This is a genomic window from Streptomyces zhihengii, from assembly GCF_016919245.1.
Classification (GTDB): domain Bacteria; phylum Actinomycetota; class Actinomycetes; order Streptomycetales; family Streptomycetaceae; genus Streptomyces; species Streptomyces zhihengii.
On record NZ_JAFEJA010000001.1, the window covers coordinates 6,336,098 to 6,357,300 of the forward strand.

A 21,203-nucleotide genomic window follows, 5' to 3' on the forward strand; every position below is an offset into this window, starting at 1 on the left:
CGGGCCGCTGACGTCCGCGCCGCGCCCGGCCCCGCGCCGCGCCCGGCCCCCGCGCCCCGCCGACCCCCGCGCCCGGACAGCTCCGGCTACGCCTGCCGCGCGCCGCCCCCGGTGCCGCGGACCTCGGGGCAGTCGGCGGTCTCCTTGCAGAGGCTGTCCTCCACCTTGGCGAGCAGGCGGGCGAGTTCCTGCCGCTCGCCCTGGTCGAGGCCGGCGAGGGTCCGCTCCTCCAGCCGCGTCCAGGCGTGGGAGACGTCGGTGAGCAGGGCGCAGCTCCGCTCCGTCGCCTCGACCATGACCGCGCGCCGGTCGGAGGCGTCCGGGCAGCGGCTGACGTGGCCGGTCTGTTCGAGGCGCTGGAGCATCTTGGTCACGGTCGACGGGTCGAGCCCGACTTCCTTGATCAGCTCGGACTGGCGCACCGGGCCGGCCCCCCACAGCCGCATCATCAGGAATTCCTGGCCCGGGTAGAGGTCGAGGGCCTTCAGCAGCTTGCCGGCCGTGATCCGGTGGAGCCGGGCGACGCGGGACAGGGCGTGGCTGACCGGGCCGCCGCGGGCGGCGAGGGGCAGCGTCTCCGTACAGGCGGGGTCGGCCTGCGTCTCGGGCGCGGCGGTCATGGGGCCTCCTCGGCCACGGGCCGGTGGCCCTGCGGCGCTGGTCTGCTGCGGGGGCGGGGGCGGTCGGCCCCCGGGGTTCCTGTGCGTCCGGATCCTGGCGGGTGCGCGCACCCGGACGGAAGAGCTTTGTTCACGATGCTGCCACACAGCTTAACTTGGTCGGCCAATTAACCGTGTACAGTGTCCACGAGTCAATTGCTTGGCCGACCACATAACTGTTTGGGGAACGCTCATGACCACGGCATTCGACCCGGTCCTGCTCGGCGGCAAGCGCCTCGCCAACCGCATCGCCATGGCCCCCATGACCCGCAGCCGCGCCTACGGTCCGGGCCTCACGCCGACGCCGTCCGTCGTGGAGTACTACCGGCAGCGGGCGAGTGCCGGTCTGATCGTCACCGAGGGCATCCAGCCCTCCGTGGTGGGCCAGGGCTACCCGGACACCCCGGGGCTGCACACCCGGGAGCAGATCGCGGCGTGGCGCGAGGTCACCGACGCGGTGCACGCCGAGGGCGGCACGATCTTCGCCCAGCTCATGCACGCCGGCCGGATCGGTCACCCGGTGCTGCTGCCCGACGGTCTCACCCCGGTGAGCGCCTCCCCGGTCGCCGCCCGGGGCAAGGTCTACACCCACGACGGGCCCGTCGACTTCGTCACCCCCGTGGAGCTGGACGCGGACGCCGTACGCGCCACCGTCGCGGACTTCGCCGCGGCGGCCCGTGCCGCCGTGGAGGCCGGGTTCGACGGCGTCGAGCTGCACGGGGCCAGCGGTTACCTGATCCACCAGTTCCTCGCGCCCAACACCAACGTGCGCACCGACGAGTGGGGCGGCCAGGGGGAGGCCGAGGAGAACCGCGTCCGCTTCGCCGTCGAGGTGGTGCGCGCCGTGGTGGACGAGATCGGCGCCGAGCGCACCGCGCTGCGCCTCTCGCCCGGCAACCCCTACAACGACATCGACGAGCCGGCGCCCGACGCCGTGTACACCGCGCTCGCCCGGCGGCTGGAGCCGCTCGGCCTGGCGTATCTGCACGTCATCGAGTCGCGGCCGGGGCAGCGCGAGCTGGTGGACACCCTGCGCAAGCTGTTCTCCGGCCCCGTGGTGCTGAACGCGCTCAGCGAGGGCCCCACCGGGCCCGAGGCGCTCGCGCTGATCGAGGACGGCACCGCCGACCTGATCTCCTTCGGGGCGCTCTTCCTCGCCAACCCCGACCTGCCGGCCCGGCTCGCGGCAGGCGGCCCGTACAACACCCCCGACCCGGCGACCTTCTTCGGCGGCGACGACAAGGGCTTCACCGACTACCCGGCCCTCGTCTGATCCCACCGCACGCCCGGTTCCCACGGGCAGACGCACGGGTCGCAGCACGCGCACGGGTTCCGCCGCGCACGGGTCGCACCACGCGCACGGGTTCCGCCGCGCACACGTACGAGCGGGGCCGGCCTCCGAAGGGGAAGGAGGCCGGCCCCGCTCGTGCGCGCCCCGGCGACTGCCGCGCCGGGGACGTTCCGCCGCGCTACCGCACCGGGGTGAAGTCCCGGGCGCCGATGAAGTCGGGCCGGGGCACCGGCGCGGCGAACGGGTCCACCGCCGTGTTCTCCACGCTGTTGAACACGATGAACACGTTGCTGCGCGGGTACGGGGTGATGTTGTCGCCCGAGCCGTGCATCGCGTTGCAGTCGAACCAGGTCGCCGATCCGGCGCGGCCGGTGAACAGCCGGATGCCGTGGGCGTCGGCGAAGCCGGTCAGGGCCTCGTCCGAGGGCGTGCCCGCGTCCTGCATCTGGAGCGACTTCTTGTAGTTGTCCTTGGGCGTCTCACCGGCGCAGCCGAGGAACGTCCGGTGCGAACCCGGCATGATCATCAGACCGCCGTTGGTGTCCCGGTTCTCGGTCAGCGCGATCGAGACGGACACGGTCCGCATGTTCGGCAGCCCGTCCTCGGCGTGCCAGGTCTCGAAGTCCGAGTGCCAGTAGAAGCCCGAGGCGCCGAAGCCCGGCTTCACGTTGATGCGCGACTGGTGCACGTAGACGTCGGAGCCGAGGATCTGCCGGGCCCTGCCCACCACCCGCTCGTCCCGCACCAGCGCGGCGAAGACCTCGCTCAGCCGGTGCACCTCGAACACCGACCGCACGTCCTGGGACTGCGGCTCGATGATCGAGCGCTCGTCGGCCCGTACCGCGGGATCGGCGACCAGCCGGTCCAGCTCGGCCCGGTAGAGCGCGACCTCGTCGTCGCCGATGAGCTGGTCGACGGTGAGGAAGCCGTCGCGCTCGAAGCCCATCAGGTCGGCCGTGGCGATCGGCCCCGGCGTCCCGGGCGCGGACCACACGACCGGGTCCTGGCGAGGGGTGGTCACCTCCCTGGCGCCCCGGGTGGGATACAGATCGGTACGTGCGGGTGCGGTGGTCATGATCAGCCCTCCTCCGTCAGCAGCGGGTACACACCGTTCTCGTCATGGTCCTCCCGTCCGGTCACGGGCGGGTTGAAGACGCAGACGCAGCGGAAATCGGTCTTCGGGCGCATCGTGTGCTTCTCGTGCCCGTCCAGCAGGTACATGGTCCCGGGCTCGATCCAGTGGGTCTCGCCGGTCTCGTCGTTGGTGAGTTCGGCCTCGCCCTCGACGCACAGCACGGCCTCGATGTGGTTCGCGTACCACATCGACGTCTCCGTGCCCGCGTACAGGACGGTCTCGTGCAGCGAGAAGCCGACCTTCTCCTTGGCGAGCACGATGCGCTTGCTCTCCCAGGTGCCGGAGGCGGACCTCACATGACGGTCGGTGTTCTCGATGTCCTTGAACGATCGGACGATCACGGTGCTTCGGTACCTCTCGGTCGTGTGCGGTCAGGCGGTCTCGCGGACGGAGCGCGCCAGGATGCGCAGGCCCTCGTCCAGTTCGTCGGCGGAGACGGTCAGCGCGGGGAGCAGCTTGACCACCTCGCTCTCGGGGCCGGAGGTCTCCAGCAACAGGCCCAGCTCGAAGGCGCGGGCGCAGACCTTCCCGGCGCGCGCCTTGTCCTCGAACTCCATGCCCCACACCAGGCCGCGGCCGCGGAAGCTCACGCCCTCGCCGCCGAACTCGTCGACGATCGAGAGCAGCGCCCGCTCGACCTGCTCGCCGCGGGCGAGGGTCTGCTTCTCCATCTGGCCGTCGGCCCAGTACGTGTTCAGCGCGGCGGCGGCCGTCACGAAGGCCGGGTTGTTGCCGCGGAAGGTGCCGTTGTGCTCGCCGGGCTCCCAGATGTCCAGCTCGGGCCGGAACAGGCAGAGCGACATGGGCAGTCCGTAGCCGCTGATCGACTTGGACAGCGTGACGATGTCCGGCGTGATGCCCGCCTCCTCGAAGGAGAAGAAGGCGCCGGTGCGACCGCAGCCCATCTGGATGTCGTCCACGATCAGCAGCATGTCCTGCCGCTCGCACAGCTCCTTCAGCGCGCGCAGCCACTCGGGTCGGGCGACGTTGATGCCGCCCTCGCCCTGGACCGTCTCCACGATCACGGCGGCGGGCTTGTTGAGGCCGGAGCCCTGGTCCTCCAGCAGCCGCTCGAACCACAGGAAGTCCGGGACCTGGCCGTCGAAGTAGTTGTCGAACGGCATCGGGGTGCCGTGCACCAGCGGGATGCCGGCACCGGCCCGCTTGAAGGCGTTGCCGGTGACGGCGAGCGAGCCGAGCGACATGCCGTGGAAGGCGTTGGTGAACGAGACGATCGACTCGCGCCCCTTGACCTTGCGGGCCAGCTTCAGCGCGGCCTCGACCGCGTTGGTGCCCGTCGGCCCCGGGAACATGACCTTGTAGGGCAGGTCGCGGGGGCGCAGGACGATGTTCTCGAACGACTCCAGGAAGTTCCGCTTGGCAGCGGTCGCCATGTCGAGGCCGTGGGTGATGCCGTCGCGCTCGATGTAGTCGATCAGGGCGCGTTTGAGGACCGGGTTGTTGTGGCCGTAGTTCAGCGAGCCGGCACCGGCGAAGAAGTCGAGGTAGGTGTGGCCGTCCTCGTCGTGGAGGTAGCTGCCCTGCGCGCGGTCGAACACGGCGGGCCAGCCGCGGCAGTAGCTGCGGACCTCGGACTCGAGGGTCTGGAACACACTCAGGGCGGGCGGGGTGATGGTCACGGAAGTCTCCAGGTGTGGGGGGTCAGGCGGCGATCGGACCGATGCGGTACAGCACTTCCGGCTGATGCGTCCCCTCGGGGAACAGCTCGCCGTCGAAGAGGACTTCGCGGCTCAGCGGCGCATCGTGGCGCTGTGCGTAGGAGGTGAACAACCGGTCGGACGCCGTGTTGTCCGGCGTGATGGTCGTCTCGATCTCACGGACCCCGCGACCTCCGGCGACCTTGGCCGTCAGAGCGTCGAGCAGGATGCCGGCCAGACCCCTGCCGCGGTGCGCCTTGTCCACGGCCACCTGCCAGACGACGAGCGCCTCCGGGCGGTCGGGTCGTACGTAGCCGGTGACGAAGGCGATCGGTTCACCTCCCGGCCCGCGCGCCACGACGGAGGTGGCGGCGAAGTCGCGACACCACAGCAGGTAGCTGTACGAGGAGTTGAGGTCCAGGACCTCGGAGTCGCGGGCGATGCGCCAGATCGCGGCTCCGTCCTCCACTCGTGGGGTGTCGATCTCCAGGGGCTCCGCGGACTCCAGAGATCCGCGGAATTCGTCTCGGGGTCGTACAAGGTCTTCTTGTGCGGCGGTCATGTGAATTGAATTTACCGAGCAAATTTCAAAATTGCATCGCGTGCAGGGGTTGGGTGGCGGCGCGATCCGTGTTATCGCGCGGGCGCGGGCCCTCGCGCGGGCCACCCGGAATTCCCCCGTGTTTGTGGGGATATAACCGGGCGAAGCGAACTTTGTGTGGTGTCGGTCACACCTTGGACCGTTCCGGTGACGGTCGAGGATTGCCTTCGAAACGATAGGTATCGAGGCGTTTAGGCCCCATGATCGGGGGCAGCAGAATGCGGGGAGATGTTCACCCCAATTTGCTGTGCGCGTTTATCGGCAACGCTCTGTGAATTACGGTTCTTATGTTTGGGTGCGCGTTCCCGGGGGAATTTCCGCGTGCTCGGGCGCCGCCCGCGCGGAAATCCCCCGGGAGGAGTGTCACCAGGCCGCGCCCGCCGCGCGCAGCGCGCCCTCCAGGTCCACCGCGCGGCCCTGCGCCGCCAGGGCGGCGCCCAGCGCCGCGAGAGAGGACTGGACGGCGCCCCGGGTCGCGTCCACCCCGTAGTGGTTGACGCGGATCATCTCCTTCGCCAGCGCCCCGCCGCCGGCGATCAGCGGCAGCGCAGGGTCGGCCGCCAGGGCCGCCGCCACCAGGTCCCGGGCGTCCACGCCCTCCGGGGCCCGCAGCGTGGTGGCCACCGGCGCGGCCTCGCGCGCCTCGTGGACGTAGGGGGCCAGACCGCCGCCGAGGGCGAGGGCGCCCGCCCGGGTGGCCGCCGCGGCCGACGCGTGCCGCGCCGTCACGGCGTCCAGGCCCTCGGACTCGATGCGCTCAAGGCACGCCTCCAGCGCCAGCATCTCCAGCTGGGCCGGAGCGTGCAGCAGCGCCTTGCGCCCGCCGTCGATCCAGCGCTCCTTCCAGTCCAGGAGCGAGAGGTACGAGCTGCGGGGCGCGTCCGGGTTCGCCGCCATGCGCTCCCAGGCGCGGGCGCTCACCGACACCGCCGAGACGCCCGCGGGGCCGCCCATCGCCTTCTGCGCGCCGATCACGCACAGGTCGACGCCCCACGCGTCGGGCAGCAGCGGCTCGGCGGCCACCGAGGCGACCGCGTCCAGCATGAACAGCGCCCCGTGCGCCCGGACCACCTCGCCGATCTCCGCGACCGGGTTGGTGTTGCCCGTGGCGGCCTCCGCGTGCACCAGGGAGACGAAGTCGATCTCCGGGGCGGCGGCCAGCGCGTCGGCGACCATGCCGGCCGTGACCGCGGTGTGGAACGGGACCTCCAGGTCGACCACCCGCGCACCGCACGCGCGCAGCCAGTTGCCGAAGGTCTGCCCGTACGGCCCGGTGACCACGTTCAGCGCCGTGGAGCCGCGCCGCGCTCCGCCGCGGATGCAGCCCTCCAGCGGGAGCAGCGCCTCGCCCTGCGTGATCACCACGTCCTGCGCGGTGTCCAGCAGGGCCGCGACCCTGCGCTCGATGGCGGCGAATCGGGCTGCGGTCAGCGGGGCCAGGTCCAGCAGGGGGTGCGTCACGGTGTCGCTCGGCTCTCTCGGTCGTCGATCGGTCCGGTGGTCCGGTGGTCCGGTGGTCCGGTGGTCCGGTGGTCCGGTGGTCCGGTGGGTGTCCGGTCCCGCGACCGAGCGTACCGAGGGCCTCGTACAGTGCCTGACATGAGCGATCACACGGTGCTGCACGTGAAGGGGCGGGTGCTCGTCGGCCCGGGCGAGGCGCGCGACGAACTGTGGGTGGTGGACGGGCGGATCACCTACGAACGCCCCCGTGCCGAGGCGGTCACCGTCCGCGGCTGGGCGCTGCCCGGTCTGGTCGACGCCCACTGCCACGTGGGGCTCGACCGGCACGGCCCGGTCGACGCCGCCACCAGCGAGAAGCAGGCGCTCACCGACCGGGAGGCGGGCACGCTGCTGATCCGCGACGCCGGCTCCCCGTCCGACACCCGCTGGATCGACGGGCGCGAGGACCTGCCGCGGATCATCAGGGCGGGCCGCCACATCGCCCGCACCCGCCGCTACATCCGCAACTACGCCCACGAGATCGAGCCCGCCGAACTCGTCGCCTACGTCGCCCGGGAGGCCCGCCGCGGCGACGGCTGGGTCAAGCTCGTCGGCGACTGGATCGACCGCGACGCGGGCGACCTGACCGCCTGCTGGCCCGCCGGCGCGGTGCGCGAGGCCATCGCCGAGGCGCACCGGCTCGGCGCCCGGGTGACCGCGCACTGCTTCGCCGAGGACTCGCTGCGCGACCTGGTCGAGGCCGGCATCGACTGTGTCGAGCACGCCACCGGCCTCACCGACGACACCATCCCGCTCTTCGCCGAGCGGGGCGTCGCCATCGTCCCCACCCTGGTCAACATCGCCACGTTCCCGGATCTCGCGGCCGGCGGCGAGGAGAAGTTCCCGCGCTGGTCCGCCCATATGCGCCGGCTGCACGCACGCCGCTACGAGACCGTGCGCAACGCCTACGACGCGGGTGTGCCCGTCTTCGTGGGCACCGACGCGGGCGGGTCCCTGGCGCACGGTCTGGTGGCCGACGAGGTCGCCGAGCTGGTCACGGCGGGCATCCCGGCCGTGGCGGCGCTCTCCGCGACCACCTGGGGCGCCCGGGAGTGGCTGGGCCGGCCCGGCCTGGAGGAGGGCGCCCCGGCGGACCTGGTCGTCTACGACGAGGACCCGCGGGCGGACGTGCGGGCGCTGGCGGCGCCGCGGCGGATCGTGCTCCGGGGGCGTGTGGTCGGCTGACCGGGGCCGCGCGGCGGGCGCGGGGCGGTGCCGGCCGGCCGTGGGCCGGCGCGCGGCGCGGTGTTGACCGGCCGTGACCCGGCCCGTGCGGGCGTCGTTGAAGCACCTTCGCGCGCGCCCGCCGCGGCGACCGGCGCACGACCCCGCAGGGGTGACGGGAGGGGGCTCGGGGAACGTCTGTGCCACGGGAATCGAATAGGGGCGCGGAAACCTCACTTTAGGGTGAACTCACCTCAGGTGTCTGTCAGTTCACTCTCCGTGCGTAAAGATTCGGGTGTCTTCGCCGCCCGCCCACATGTCCCCGTGGACGGCAGCGGCACCGTGTCTCCCGTGGGGGTTCCACCACCGTGAACAGCAACACCTTCGTCCCGTCCGCACGCGTGCCCGCGCGCCGGCTCGCGGCGGCGACGGCCGCCGCCGCGCTGATCGCCGGACCGCTCGCCCTCGCCGCTCCCGCGCACGCCACCGGCGCCGAGGGAGCGGCGAGCGCGGTCGTGCTCCGTACGGGCCTGGACGTGGCCCTGCTCGACAAGACGGTCCACGTCCCCCTGAAGGCCGCGCTGAACGAGGTGCGTGCCCCGGGGAACGCGGAGAAGACGGCGCTCAGCGTGACGCTGGACGGCGTCGACAAGGGGCGGCCCGTCCAGGTGCTGCGCGCCGACGTGGCCACCGCGAAGGCGTCGGTCGAGGGCGGCAGGGCCGAGGCCTCCAGCAACCTCGCCAAGGCGCGGGTCCATGTCCCCGGGCTCCCGCTGCTCTCCGTGATCGAGGTCCAGCAGGTCACGTCGACGGCGGTGTGCGAGGCCGGCAGGAAGCCCGTGGCCACCTCGAACGTGCTCGGCCATGTGAAGGTCCTCGGCAAGAAGGTGACCCTCAGCGCCGGCGGCCCCACCGTCGTCGAGGTGCCGGCCGTCGGCACGGTCTCCCTCGAACTGTCCAGCACCCGTACCACCTCGACCACGGCCGCCGCCGCGGCCCTGGAGCTCAAGGTCTCGGTCGACCCGCTGGACCTGGGCGTCGCCGAGGTCGAGGGCGAGATCACGCTCGCCGAGGCGACCTGCACCTCGCCCGCCGAGGCGGCCCCGCCCGGCGAGCCGCAGGAGCCCGAGCAGCCGGAGGAGGCCGCGCCCCCGGCCGCCGACACCGAGCAGCCCGGCCGGGACGTCGCGGCGCAGTCCGCGGCGGAGCCCGAGCCGAACCTGGCCGCGACCGGCGGCAGTTCGGCGACGCCGTACCTCGCGGGCGGCGCCGGCGTGCTGCTGGTCGCGGGCGCCGCGGCGATCGTCGTCACCCGCCGCCGCTCGCGCGCCGAGGGCTGAGAGACCGCACGCGCCCGGTGCCCGTGCACCGGGCGCGTGCCCGGGCGGCCGTCCCGCCCCGCCGGGCCCCACCGAGGGGGAGGGGCCCGGCCCCGTGCGCGGCCGGGCACCGGGGTGCCCGGCCGCGCCCGGGCCCGGCGAAGGACGCCCGCCTGCCCGGCCGCACGGGACCGCCGGCCTGCCCGGGATCGCCCGGCCCCGGGCACACCGCATCCCCGCCACTGGCTCCGCACGGCGCGCGGCACATCCGGTCCGCCGCGCGGCCCACGGGCACGCCGCCCGCCCGTGGCTGCGTACGTCCAGGCCACGGGCCGTCCGCCGGTTCGGGGAGCATGTGCCGCGCACGCCACGTCCGGGCGCAGCGCCCGGGAACGCCTCGCGGCGCAGCGGGGCCCTCAGGGGCCCTGCGGCCCGGGTGCCGCGACGCGGGCACGGCCCCGTGCGCCCCGGGGGTGAGCAGGCGCCGTGCGCGCTGCCCCGGGCGGGGCGCCGGGGCCACGTCACCGCGCCGCGTGCGCAGCCGGCGGCACCGGGGCTCCGGGGCGGCTCGGAGCCCCGGCGTGACCGGGCTGCCCACGTCGCGGATGCCCCCGACAGCGGGGACCCGGGCAGACCGACGCCCGGGCCCGCGAGCACGCCGCTCCGCCCGTGGCCGCGCACGTCCCGGCACGGCCCTCCGGGCGCACGGCCCCCGGGGGCGCACCGCTGCCCCGCGGGGTCAGCCGACCGCGGTCAGGGCCTGGTCCAGGGCCAGCAGGAAACGATTCGTCGTCGCCCGGTCGCGTACCGCCAGCCGCAGCCACTCCCCGTCCAGCCCGGGGAACGTGTCCCCGCGCCGGACGGCGAAACCGAGCGACCGCAGCCGCTCGCGGACCTGTGCCGCCCGCCGGACCCGGATCAGCACGAACGGTGCCGCCGCGTCCTGGACCGCGACGACCTCGTCGAACTCCGCGAGCCCCGCCAGCAGATGGGCCCGCTCGGCCGCCGTCCGCACGGCGGCGCTCTCCGCCTCCGCGAGCGCGTCCGCCTCCATGCACGCCTCGGCCGCGACCAGCGCCGGCGTGGACACCGGCCACAGCGGCTGCGCCCGCTCCAGCGCCGCGATCGTCTCCGGCTCGGCCAGCACGTATCCGATCCGCAGCCCCGCGAGCCCCCAGGTCTTGGTGAGGCTGCGCAGCACGACGAGGCCCGGCACGTCCGTGCGGCCCGCCAGGGCCTCCGGCTCGCCGGGCACCCCGTCCATGAACGCCTCGTCCACCACCAGGTACCGCCCGGGGCGGGCGAGCGCGGCGATGTCCCTGCCCGGGTGGAGGACCGAGGTCGGGTTGGTCGGGTTGCCGACGACGACCAGGTCCGCCTCCTCGGGCACGGCGTCCGGGCGCAGCCGGAATCCGTCCTCCTCGCGCAGCAGGACGCGGCCCACCTCGTGGCCGGCGTCCCGCAACGCGGCCTCCGGCTCGGTGAACTGGGGATGCACGACCACGGGCCGGCGGACCTTCAGCGCGCGGGCGAGCAGCACGAAGGCCTCCGCCGCGCCGGCCGTCAGCAGGACCCGGTCGTCGGACAGCCCGTGGCGCCGGGCGACGGCGGCACGGGCCGCCCGGCCGTCGGGATAGGCCGCGAGCGAGCCCACGGAGCCGGCGATGCGCTCGCGCAGCCAGCCGGGCGGGGTCCCGGCGCGGACGTTGACCGCGAGATCGATCAGCCCCGGTGCGGCGTCGCGGACTTCGGCGTCACCGTGGTGCCGCAGGTCGTGACCGCCCGGCGGCCCGGAGCGTCCGGCGGGGTCGTCGTGGTCAGCGCGCGTGTACATGGCCGCCGCCGTGGGGGATGACAGGAGGACGGAACACGGATCTCTCCTCGGAACGTGGGGGGTTGAAAGGCACGACCGTCATCATGTCGTCTGCCGTCCCGTCCCGGCAGATGCCCCGGGACGCCCGGTGCCCCCGCGGGCGATGGCACATGTCACACCCGCCGGCCTTCCCACCGGTCGCGAGGTGCGTCTGGGGACCACCAGCGCACCGCCCCCGGCGAGCGCGGCGGCCTCCGCGACCGAGGGCGTGCCCACGGCGGCGAGCACCGCCGCGGAGCCGCCGGGGACCGGCACCGCGGCCAGCAGGGCGGCCGGGTACGCCGTCACGGGCACCCCGAGCCGTGCCGCCGCCGCCACGATGCCCGGCTCCGCCGCCTTCGTGTCGAGCGTCGCCAGCACCCGCACCTCGTCCGCACGCAGCCCGGCCGCGCGCAGCGTTTCGAGCACCAGCTCCACCACCTCGTCCGCCGGGACCCCGCGCGAGGCCCCGACCCCGACCACCAGCCCGTCGCCGCCGCCGTTCCCCTCCCCGCCGTCCCCGTCGGCGCGGTCCCCTTCCCCGCCACCGTCCCCGCGGACCCTCGCCCGCGCCGCCGCGACAGCCGCCGCTCCACACCCGACCGTGGCAACCGGGTGAACGGGACCGCCGGCGGTGTGCGCCGGGGCGGGCCGATGGGCTAGCAAGGGCGCATGGCGGTGTTCGTCGCGCTCGGCGCGTTCCTGATGACGCTGTTCGGCGGCTGGATGGCGCACCGCGTCACCGACCGCCGGCATCTGGTGCTCGGCCTCGCGGGCGGACTGATGCTCGGGGTGGTCGGACTCGAACTGCTCCCGGAGGCACTGGAGTCCGCGGGGCACGAGGTGTTCGGCGTGCCCGAGGCGCTGCTGCTCTTCGTCGGCGGTTTCCTCACCGCCCACCTGGTGGAGCGCCTGCTCGCGGTGCGCCGGGCCGCGCACGGCGCCGACCCCGGGGCGCGGGTCCCGCAGGTGGGGCTGACGGCGGCGGCCGCCATGGTCGCCCACAGCCTGATGGACGGCATCGCGCTCGGTGCCGCCTTCCAGGTGGGCGGCGGCATGGGCGCGACCGTCGCCCTCGCCGTCATCACCCACGACTTCGCGGACGGCTTCAACACGTACACGATCACCAGCCTGTACGGGAACACCCGCCGCAAGGCGACCCTGATGCTGCTCGCCGACGCGCTCGCCCCCGTGCTGGGGGCTGCCTCCACCCTGCTGTTCACGCTGCCCGCCGAACTGCTCGGCGGCTACCTCGGGTTCTTCGGCGGCGCGCTGCTCTACCTCGCGGCGGCGGAGATCCTGCCCGAGGCCCACCACAGCCACCCCGCCCGCTCCACCCTGCTGTGCACCGTCGGGGGAGTGGGCTTCGTCTGGCTGGTGGTCGGCATCGCCGAGTGACCTCGGGGCCCGCCGCCCCTCGCCGCCGGGCGCACGCCCGCGCCGCCGCACGCCGGCTCCGCCTCCGGGCGACCCCCCGCCCCGCCGTCCCCGCTCACGCCCCGGCCGGCCCCGCCACGCCCGCGTCCCCGGACACGCCCGCGTCCCCGGCCGTGTCCGGCGCACCGGCCGTGTCCGGCGCGCGGCGCGCGCCGACGGGCGCGGACGGCGCCACCGGCACGTCCGCGCAGGACGCCACCAGGCGCGCCGCGACCTCCGGCCGCTGCGCCCAGTGGGTGTGCAGGTAGCTGGCGTGCACGCCCCCCTGCACATAGCCCTCGACCCGCCGCTCCGGGCGGACCATGCCCCACGCGGGGACCGGCCCGGCGCCGGGCTCCAGCGCGGTGCGGTGGAACTCGTGGCCGCGCAGCCGTGTCCCGGACGCGGCCAGCGGGCTGTCGGCCACTGCGACGGCCTCCCGGTAGCCGAGCGTCAGCCGGCCCGTCATCCGCGCCTCGGCGTCCAGCACCCCGCACATCGGCTTCCCGTCCAGCGACTTCGCCAGGTACAGCAGCCCCGCGCACTCCGCCGCCACCGGCGCCCCGGACCGCGCCAGGGCGGCCACCGCCCGCCGCAGGGGCTCGTTGGCGGACAGCTCGGGCGCGTACACCTCGGGGAAGCCGCCGCCTATCACCAGGCCGCGGGTGCCCTCGGGGAGCCGCTCGTCGCGCAGCGGGTCGAAGGCGGCCACCTCGGCGCCGGCCGCCCGGAGCAGCTCGACGTGCTCGGCGTACGAGAAGGTGAACGCCGCCCCGCCGGCGACGGCCACCACGGGCCGCTCCCCGCCCCGGGCACGCCCCGCGGCCTCCGGATCCCAGGGGGCGTCCGTGAGCGGCGGCGCGGAGCGCGCCAGCGCCAGCAGCGCCTCCAGGTCGCAGCCCAGGCGCACCTGTTCGGCCTGCGCCCGCACCGCGTCCACCGCGTCGGCGTGCCGCTCGGCCACCGGCACCAGGCCCAGGTGCCGCGACGGCGTGGCCACGTCGGCGGCCCGCCGCAGCACCCCCATCACCGGCACGCCGGACTCCTCCAGCGCCTCCCGCAGCAGGTGCTCGTGCCGGTCGGTGGCGACCTTGTTGAGGATCACCCCGCCGATCCGCACCTCCGGGTCCCAGGAGGCGAAGCCGTGCACCAGCGCCGCCACCGACCGGGACTGCGACGACGCGTCCACCACCAGCACCACCGGCGCCCGCAGCAGCTTGGCCACCTGCGCCGTCGACGCCAGTTCGCCCTGCCCGGCGGCCCCGTCGTAGAGCCCCATGACGCCCTCCACGACAGCCAGTTCGCAGCCGCGCGCGCCGTGCGCGAACAGCGGCGCGATCAGGGAGGTGCCGCACTGGTAGGCGTCGAGGTTGCGGCCGGGCCGCCCGGTCGCCAGGGCGTGGTAGCCGGGATCGATGTAGTCGGGGCCGACCTTGTGCGGGGACACGGCGAGGCCACGGCCGGCGAAGGCGGCCATCAGGCCCGTCGCGACCGTGGTCTTGCCCGCCCCCGACGACGGAGCGGCGATGACGAGACGTGCTACCACTCGATGCCCCGCTGGCCCTTCTGCCCCGCGTCCATGGGGTGCTTGACCTTGGACATGTCGGTCACCAGGTCCGCGAAGTCGATCAGCTTCTGCGGCGCGTTGCGGCCCGTGATCACCACGTGCTGGGTGCCCGGCCGCGCGCGCAGCACCTCGACGACCTCGTCGGTGTCGATCCACCCCCAGTGCAGCGGGTAGGCGAACTCGTCGAGCACGTACAGCTTGTGGGTCTCGGCCGCGAGGTCGCGCTTGACCTGCTCCCAGCCCTCGCGGGCCTTGTCCTCGTTGGAGGGCTCGCCGTCGGCGGGCGCCCGCTGGATCCACGACCAGCCCTCGCCCATCTTGTGCCAGGCCACGGTGCCGCCCTCGCCGCTGGCGCCCAGCACCTTCAGCGCGTTCTCCTCGCCGACCTTCCACTTGGCCGACTTGACGAACTGGAACACCCCGACCGGCCAGCCCTGGTTCCACGCCCGCAGCGCGAGCCCGAACGCGGCCGTCGACTTGCCCTTCCCGACGCCCGTGTGCACGAACACCAGGGGGCGGTTGCGGCGCTGGCGGGTGGTGAGTCCGTCGTCCGGTACGACGGTCGGCTGTCCCTGCGGCATTACGCGGCCCTCCTGGCGGCGGAAACTTCCCTGACGTCCCTGACGAGTCCGGCGATCGCGTCGGCGCGCAGCTCGTCCAGGGTGACGGCGGTGCCGCCGAGTTCGCCGGCGAGGGTGCCGGCCAGTCCGAGCCGTACATACCCCGACTCGCAGTCGACGACGACGGCCGCGGTGCCCTCCGCGGCGTGCAGGCGCGCGGCGCGCAGCGCCTGCCCGAAGGCGTCGCCCGCACCGGTCGCCCGCCCGTCCGTCACGATCACCAGCAGCGGACGCCGGGACGGGTCGCGCAGCCGCTCGATCCGCAGCGTCTCGTGCGCCGTCAGCAGCCCCTCGGCGAGCGGTGTGCGCCCCCCGGTCGGCAGGGACTGAAGGCGCGCGGCGGCCGTGTCGACGGAGGAGGTCGGCGGCAGCGCCACCTCGGCGTCGCGCCCGCGGAAGGTGATCAGCCCGACCTTGTCGCGGCGCTGGTAGGCGTCGAGCAGCAGCGACATCACCGCGCCCTTGACGGCGCCCATCCGCTGCCGTGCCGCCATGGAGCCGGAGGCGTCCACCACGAAGAGCACGAGGTTGCCCTCGCGCCCCTCGCGGGTCGCCTGCCGCAGATCGTCCCGGCGCACCACCAGCCCCGGCCCGCTGCGCCCGCGGGCGCGCTGGTGGGGCGCGGCGGCCTGCACGGTCGCCGCCAGGTGGAGCTTGGTGAGGGTGCCCCGCGGGCGGCGCGAGCCGGTGGTGCGCCCGTGCTCGGTCCGCGCGCGGGACCTGCGCCCGGCGGCGCCGTCGCCGAGTCCGGGCACGCTGAGCATCCTGGTGCGGAACGGCTCCGACGCGCCGACGGGCCGGCGTTCGCCGGGGCCGCCCGCCGGTGCGGGGGCGGGCTCCCGGTCGCCGGAGCCGCCGGCCGGGGCGTCCTGTCCCTGCGTCTGCGGCGGCACCCCGCCACCGGGGCCCCCGTCGGGACCGCCGTCACCGGGACCGCCGTCACCCGGGCCGTCGTCACCGGGTCCGGGGTCGGGCTCGGGGTCCGGGTCGGGGTCGTCGCCGGACTGTCCGAGCGCCTCGTCGAGCTTCGACTCGTCCAGACCGGGCGCGTCGAAGGGGTTGCGCCGCCTGCGGTGCGGCAGCGCGAGCAGCGCGGCCCGCCGCACGTCCTCCTCGGCGACCTCCGCCCGGCCGTCCCAGGCCGCCAGCGCGGTGGCGGTGCGCGCCATCACGATGTCCGCGCGCATCCCGTCCACCTCGAACGCGGCGCAGGTGGCCGCGATCTGACGCAGCACCGCGTCGCCGAGCACCACCTCGGGCAGCAGCTCCCTGGCCGCGACGATCCGCTCCCGCAGCGCCGCCTCCTCCGCCGCCCAGCGCGCCGCGAAGGCCGCCGGGTCGTCGTCGTACGCCAGCCGCCGCCGCACGACCTCGACGCGCAGCGCGGGGTCGCGGGAGGCCGCGACCTCCACGGTGAGGCCGAAGCGGTCCAGGAGCTGCGGCCGCAGCTCGCCCTCCTCCGGGTTCATCGTCCCGACCAGCAGGAAGCGCGAGGCGTGCCGGACGGAGACGCCCTCGCGCTCCACGTAGGACGCCCCCATGGCGGCGGCGTCGAGCATCAGGTCGACGAGGTGGTCGTGGAGCAGGTTGACCTCGTCCACGTAGAGGATCCCGCGGTGCGCCTCGGCCAGCAGGCCCGGCTCGAACGCCTTGACGCCCTCCGCGAGCGCCCGCTCGATGTCCAGCGCCCCGACCAGCCGGTCCTCCGACGCGCCCACCGGCAGCTCGACCATCGGCGTCGGGCGGCTCGCCGCCGCGCCCCCGGTGTGCGGCCCGTCCGGGCACTGCGGGTCCGGCGCCTCGGGGCGGCAGGCGAACCGGCACCCCTCCACCACGTCCATGGCGGGCAGCAGACCCGTCAGCCCGCGCACGACCGTCGACTTGGCGGTGCCCTTCTCGCCCCGTACGAGCACACCGCCGATCGCCGGCGACACGGCGTTGAGCAGCAGGCTCAACCGCATGTCGTCCATCCCGACGACCGCCGTGAACGGATAGGGGATGCTCATCGCCTGCTCACTCCTTCACTCGCTGCCTCGACGTCCATGACCTTCACCGTGCCGCCGGGGCACCGGGCGGGACGAACGGCAGTCCCTCCGGGGGCCCCTGCTCGATCAGCCGCAGCAGACCGTCCGTGTCCGCGTGCTCCTCGATCAGGTCGCCGAGCCGGTCGAGCTGCTCCTCGCGCAGCGCCCCGAAGGAGGTGTCGGGCGCGGGCACGAAGCGCCGCCCGGCCTGCGCCGCCACCTGCCGCAGGAACGCCCGGCGGAAGCCGTCGCTCTCCAGCGAGCCGTGCCAGTGGGTGCCCCACACCGAGCCCACCCGGCAGCCGTCCAGGAAGGGCTCGCCGCCGAGCACCTCGGCGACGCCGTGGTGGATCTCGTAGCCGTCGACGCGCTCGCCCAGTGCCTCGCCCACCGGCCTGGCCAGCGTCTTCTCGCGGGCGAACCGCACCCGCACGGGCAGCAGTCCGAGTCCTTCGACCTCGCCCGCCCGGGACTCGACGTCGTCCTCGATGTGCGCGCCGAGGGCCTGGAAGCCGCCACAGATCCCGAGCACCGGCCGCCCCTGCGCGGCCCGCCGGGCGAGCGCGGCGGCGAGCCCGCGCTCGCGCAGCCAGGCGAGCGCCCGGACCGTGCCGCGGGTGCCGGGGACGACCACGAGGTCGGCGTCGACGAGCTCCTCCGGCCGGTCCACGAAGCGGACCACGACGCCCGGTTCGGCGGCCAGCGCGTCCACGTCGGTGAAGTTGGACATCAGCGGCACGGCGCAGACCGCGACCCGGAGCACGTCCTCGCCGACCGGCGGCGCGACGACGGACTCGCGCACCGCGCCCCGCAGCGACACCCGCAGCCCGTCCTCCTCGTCGATGCCCAGCCCGTGCGCGTACGGCAGGACGCCGTAGGTCCGCCGCCCGGTCAGACCGTGCAGCATCTCCAGGCCGGGCTCCAGCAGGGTCACGTCGCCGCGGAACTTGTTGACGAGGTAGCCCGCGACCAGCGACTGGTCGGCCGCGTCCAGCAGCGCCGTGGTGCCGAAGAACTGCGCGAACACCCCGCCCCTGTCGATGTCCCCGACCACCAGCACCGGCAGCCGGGCGGCCCGTGCGATGCCCATGTTCACGATGTCGGTGCGCCGCAGATTGATCTCCGCCGGGCTGCCGGCGCCCTCGCAGATCACCGCGTCGTAACTCTCCCGCAGCTCCTCCAGGCAGGCCGTCACCGGCTCGAACAGCTCCTGCTGCCGGTTGCCGTGGTAGCCCCGGGCGCTCATCTCGCCGACGGGTCTGCCCATCAGCACGACCTGGCTGGAGCGGTCGCTCCCGGGCTTGAGCAGCACGGGGTTCATCAGCGCCGTCGGCTCCACCCGGGCGGCCTGCGCCTGCATCGCCTGCGCCCGCCCGATCTCCGCGCCCTCGCGCGTCACGAACGAGTTCAGCGACATGTTCTGGCCCTTGAAGGGCGCGACCTTCACGCCCCGCCGCACCAGCCACCGGCAGATCCCGGCGGTCACCACGCTCTTGCCCGCGTCCGATGTCGTCCCCGCGACCAGCAGTCCGCCGCCGCTCATGTCCGCCTCCCCCTCGTCGCCGCGCGGACCAGCCGCGCGCCCGCGCAGACGGCCAGCGTCAGCACGCCGACCCGGCGCGACAGCCGCACCGCCCGCTCGATGTCCCCGAACTCCACCGCCCGGCCGCCCCCGTTGAGGACGGGCCGGTGCTCGACGCGCCCCGCGTACGACAGGGTCCCGCCCAGCCGTACGCCGAGCGCCCCCGCGAACGACGCCTCCACCGGGCCCGCGTTGGGGCTCGGGTGCTTGTCCGCGTCGGCCCGCCAGGCCCGTACGGCGCCCCGCGGGTCGGGGCCCGCGAGCACCGCGAGCACCGCGGTGAGCCGCGCTCCGGGCCAGCCGGCCACGTCGTCGAGGCGCGCGGAGGCCCAGCCGTAGCGCAGGTACCGGGGCGAGCGGTGGCCCACCATGGCGTCCAGGGTGTTGACCGCCCGGAAGCCGAGCAGCCCCGGCACACCGGCGACGGCGCCCCACACCAGCGCCCCGACGACCGCGTCGGAGGTGTTCTCCGCGACGGACTCCACGACGGCGCGGGCGATCTGCGCCTCGTCGAGCGCCTGCGGGTCGCGGCCGCACAGATGGGGCAGCCGGGCGCGGGCGGCGCCGAGGTCCCCGGCCGCGAGCGCGTCCCCGACGGCGCGCGCCTCGCGCCCCAGGGTGGTGCCGCCGACGACGGCCCAGGTGGCGGCCGCGGTCAGGGCGACGGATGCGGCGGGGGAGCGGCGCACCGCGCGCGCGGCGAGCAGGCCCGCGCCGATCGCGCCCCCGGCGCACACCGCGGTGTGGAGGACGCCCCGGCCGCGGTGGTCGCGCCACAGCAGCCGTTCGACGGCGCCGGCGGCCCGTCCGAAGGCGGCCACGGGGTGTCCGCGGCGCGGGTCCGCGAGCAGCAGGTCGGCGGCGAGACCGGCGGCGGCGCCGCAGGCGAACACCCGGTCCGCAGATGTGCGTTCGGCACCCATGGGGTCAGCGGCCCCCGGGGTGGGAAGGGGCGGGCAGGGCTGAGCCGCGGCCGGGCATGACGACGAGTCCTCACTCAGGGTCCGCGCCCTGGTTCGACGTGACCGGCGGTGAGAGTTCCTGGCTCCCCGGGAGGTTCCCCGGGTCACAGTGGCGGGACCGCGCCGGATTCGCACCGGACTTCCTCTGCTGCCGCCGTATTGGCCCCGGCAGTCCACCACGCCCGCGTACGCCCGTCAACTCACCCTTGACCTGCGACGGGACAGTGTGCCGAGGCCCACACCGCGGACAGCGCGGAAGCCGGGCGCGACGGCACCGCGGGGGTGCCGCCACGCCCGGCTCCCGGACGTGTCACGGGCCGCTCGCGGCCCGGTGTGCGGTCGTCAGTCGACGACCAGGTAGATGCCGAACGCGACGGCCACCGCGCACAGGGCGAAGCAGACGTACGCGCCGGTGCGGGCCAGGGCCACCGAGCCGCCGGAGGCCGTGGCCGACTCCTGCTTGCTGAGGCCGATGATGCCCAGGGTGAACAGGCCCACCAGGGCGACGGTGGCGACGAGGCTCACGCCGAACACGGAGCCGAGAGCTGCCCAGTCGATCTTCATGCTGCTGCTTCCTTACACCGTGGCCGGACGGGCCGGCTCGGTCTCGGCCGGCTCGGACGCCGGGGCCGGGATGGTGGTCTTGAACTCGCCAGCGGGCGGCGGGGCGACGGCGGCCATGGCGGTGGTGACGACACCCGCCGGCTCCTCCTCGCCCGGCTCCACGTCGTTGACGTTGGTGTGGTCGACGACCTGGCGGCGGGAGACGAGCCAGATCGCGAGGCAGGACGCCACCAGGAAGACGGCGACGACGGCGACGCCCCAGTCGCCCTGCTTGGTGACGAACTCCGAGGCCGCGGCGACCAGACCGGCGGCCGGCAGCGTCAGACCCCAGGCGACGAACATCCGGGTCGCCGTGGACCAGCGGACCACGCCGCCCTTGCGGCCGAGGCCCGCGCCCATCACGGCGCCGGAGCAGGAGTGGGTCGTCGAGAGGGAGAAGCCCAGGTTGGAGGAGGCCAGGATGACGCTCGCGGCGCTGGTCTGGGCGGCGAAGCCCTGCTGCGGCTGGAGGTCGGTGAGGCCCTTGCCCATGGTGCGGATGATGCGCCAGCCGCCGAGGTAGGTGCCGAGCGCGATCGCGACACCGGCGGAGACGATGACCCACAGCGGGGGGTTCGAACCGGGGGCGAGCACATTGCCGGCGACCAGGGCGAGGGTGATGATGCCCATCGTCTTCTGGGCGTCGTTGGTGCCGTGCGCCAGGGAGACCAGGCCCGCGGAGGCGATCTGGCCGGCGCGGTAGCCCTTGGCCGTGGCCTTCTCGTCGGTCCGCTTGCCGAGCTTGTACGTCAGCCGGGCGGCCAGCATCGCGCCGATGCCGGCGACGAGCGGGGCGGCGATCGCGGGGATCAGCACCTTGGTGACGACGACGCCGCCGTTGACGCCGGAGAAGCCGACGGACGCGACGGTGGCGCCGATCAGGCCGCCCATGAGGGCGTGCGACGAGCTGGACGGCAGACCGACCAGCCAGGTCAGCAGATTCCAGAGGATGGCGCCGACGAGCGCCGCGAAGATGACTTCAGGTGAGATGCCTGATTCGTCGACCAGACCGCTGGAGATCGTCTTGGCGACCTCCACGGAGAGGAACGCGCCGACGAGGTTCAGAACGGCGGACATGGCCACCGCGGTCTTGGGCTTCATCGCGCCGGTCGAGATGGTCGTCGCCATCGCGTTGGCGGTGTCGTGGAAACCGTTCGTGAAATCGAACACGAGCGCTGTCACGATCACAATCGCGAGCAGCAAGGTGATGTGTTCCATTTACCCAGGCAATCGTTTGACGTCATTGACGT

At 74.6% G+C, this 21,203-nt stretch carries 19 protein-coding genes and 1 riboswitch; of the genes, 4 read left to right on the forward strand and 15 right to left on the reverse strand.

Annotated elements, in window-relative coordinates; all coding sequences use genetic code 11:
* Positions 1–86: 86 nt before the first annotated feature.
* Positions 87–620, reverse strand: a complete 534-nt coding sequence (locus JE024_RS26955) for a MarR family winged helix-turn-helix transcriptional regulator (protein ID WP_205376063.1) — start codon at positions 618–620, stop codon at positions 87–89.
* Between the two features lie 232 nt (positions 621–852).
* On the opposite strand from JE024_RS26955, the gene JE024_RS26960 reads away from it, so the two are divergent.
* On the forward strand, positions 853–1,932 hold the full coding sequence (locus JE024_RS26960) for an alkene reductase (protein WP_205376064.1): 1,080 nt from the start codon (positions 853–855) through the stop codon (positions 1,930–1,932).
* 196 nt (positions 1,933–2,128) lie between these two features.
* Here JE024_RS26960 and thpD read toward each other — a convergent pair whose 3' ends face one another.
* The 5 genes from thpD to JE024_RS26985 form a co-directional block, all read right to left on the reverse strand.
* Complete coding sequence (thpD, locus tag JE024_RS26965; RefSeq protein ID WP_205376065.1) at positions 2,129–3,025, reverse strand: ectoine hydroxylase; 897 nt, start codon at positions 3,023–3,025, stop codon at positions 2,129–2,131.
* A 2-nt stretch (positions 3,026–3,027) separates the two neighbouring features.
* Positions 3,028–3,426 carry an ectoine synthase gene (locus JE024_RS26970; protein ID WP_187739868.1) on the reverse strand — a complete coding sequence of 133 codons (399 nt, stop codon included), beginning with the start codon at positions 3,424–3,426 and terminating at the stop codon, positions 3,028–3,030.
* A gap of 30 nt (positions 3,427–3,456) precedes the next feature.
* On the reverse strand, positions 3,457–4,725 hold the full coding sequence (gene ectB, locus JE024_RS26975; protein WP_205376066.1) for a diaminobutyrate--2-oxoglutarate transaminase: 1,269 nt from the start codon (positions 4,723–4,725) through the stop codon (positions 3,457–3,459).
* A 22-nt stretch (positions 4,726–4,747) separates the two neighbouring features.
* A complete protein-coding gene (ectA, locus tag JE024_RS26980) occupies positions 4,748–5,305 on the reverse strand; it encodes a diaminobutyrate acetyltransferase (protein ID WP_280521567.1) in 558 nt (185 codons plus the stop codon).
* Between the two features lie 402 nt (positions 5,306–5,707).
* Entirely contained in the window at positions 5,708–6,805 is a 1,098-nt protein-coding gene (locus tag JE024_RS26985) for an aminotransferase class V-fold PLP-dependent enzyme (RefSeq protein WP_205376067.1), read from the reverse strand.
* A 138-nt stretch (positions 6,806–6,943) separates the two neighbouring features.
* On the opposite strand from JE024_RS26985, the gene JE024_RS26990 reads away from it, so the two are divergent.
* Together JE024_RS26990 and JE024_RS26995 are read left to right on the forward strand one after the other, a co-directional pair.
* Positions 6,944–8,029: an amidohydrolase family protein gene (locus JE024_RS26990; RefSeq protein WP_205376068.1), complete on the forward strand. Its 1,086-nt coding sequence runs from the start codon at positions 6,944–6,946 to the stop codon at positions 8,027–8,029.
* A 347-nt stretch (positions 8,030–8,376) separates the two neighbouring features.
* The gene (locus JE024_RS26995) at positions 8,377–9,348 is read left to right on the forward strand and encodes an SCO1860 family LAETG-anchored protein (protein WP_205376069.1); all 972 of its coding nucleotides are present in this window, start codon (positions 8,377–8,379) and stop codon (positions 9,346–9,348) included.
* Positions 9,349–10,066: 718 nt separating this feature from the next.
* Here JE024_RS26995 and cobC read toward each other — a convergent pair.
* Positions 10,067–11,161: an Rv2231c family histidinol phosphate aminotransferase CobC gene (cobC, locus tag JE024_RS27000; protein ID WP_244883086.1), complete on the reverse strand. Its 1,095-nt coding sequence runs from the start codon at positions 11,159–11,161 to the stop codon at positions 10,067–10,069.
* 81 nt (positions 11,162–11,242) lie between these two features.
* Complete coding sequence (locus tag JE024_RS41250; RefSeq protein ID WP_244883087.1) at positions 11,243–11,662, reverse strand: cobalamin biosynthesis protein; 420 nt, start codon at positions 11,660–11,662, stop codon at positions 11,243–11,245.
* 189 nt (positions 11,663–11,851) lie between these two features.
* Here JE024_RS41250 and JE024_RS27005 point away from each other — a divergent pair, with 189 nt between their 5' ends.
* A complete protein-coding gene (locus JE024_RS27005; protein WP_205376070.1) occupies positions 11,852–12,577 on the forward strand; it encodes a ZIP family metal transporter in 726 nt (241 codons plus the stop codon).
* 94 nt (positions 12,578–12,671) lie between these two features.
* On the opposite strand, the gene JE024_RS27010 is transcribed toward JE024_RS27005, so the two are convergent.
* From JE024_RS27010 to JE024_RS27040, 7 genes are all read right to left on the reverse strand, one after another.
* A complete protein-coding gene (locus JE024_RS27010; RefSeq protein ID WP_244883088.1) occupies positions 12,672–14,141 on the reverse strand; it encodes a cobyrinic acid a,c-diamide synthase CobB in 1,470 nt (489 codons plus the stop codon).
* On the reverse strand, positions 14,135–14,743 hold the full coding sequence (gene cobO / locus JE024_RS27015) for a cob(I)yrinic acid a,c-diamide adenosyltransferase (protein WP_205376071.1): 609 nt from the start codon (positions 14,741–14,743) through the stop codon (positions 14,135–14,137). Before cobO ends, JE024_RS27010 begins: the two co-directional genes overlap by 7 nt.
* Positions 14,743–16,788, reverse strand: a complete 2,046-nt coding sequence (locus JE024_RS27020; RefSeq protein WP_205376072.1) for a putative cobaltochelatase — start codon at positions 16,786–16,788, stop codon at positions 14,743–14,745. Before JE024_RS27020 ends, cobO begins: the two co-directional genes overlap by 1 nt.
* 43 nt (positions 16,789–16,831) lie before the next feature.
* Positions 16,832–18,349 (reverse strand): cobyric acid synthase, encoded by a 1,518-nt coding sequence (locus JE024_RS27025; protein WP_205376073.1) that lies wholly within the window; start codon positions 18,347–18,349, stop codon positions 16,832–16,834.
* Complete coding sequence (locus tag JE024_RS27030) at positions 18,346–19,311, reverse strand: cobalamin biosynthesis protein (protein ID WP_205376074.1); 966 nt, start codon at positions 19,309–19,311, stop codon at positions 18,346–18,348. Before JE024_RS27030 ends, JE024_RS27025 begins: the two co-directional genes overlap by 4 nt.
* Before the next feature lie 90 nt (positions 19,312–19,401).
* Positions 19,402–19,543, reverse strand: a riboswitch (cobalamin riboswitch).
* A gap of 149 nt (positions 19,544–19,692) precedes the next feature.
* Entirely contained in the window at positions 19,693–19,914 is a 222-nt protein-coding gene (locus JE024_RS27035; protein WP_205376075.1) for a hypothetical protein, read from the reverse strand.
* 12 nt (positions 19,915–19,926) lie between these two features.
* On the reverse strand, positions 19,927–21,171 hold the full coding sequence (locus tag JE024_RS27040; RefSeq protein WP_205376076.1) for an inorganic phosphate transporter: 1,245 nt from the start codon (positions 21,169–21,171) through the stop codon (positions 19,927–19,929).
* Between the last annotated feature and the right edge of the window lie 32 nt (positions 21,172–21,203).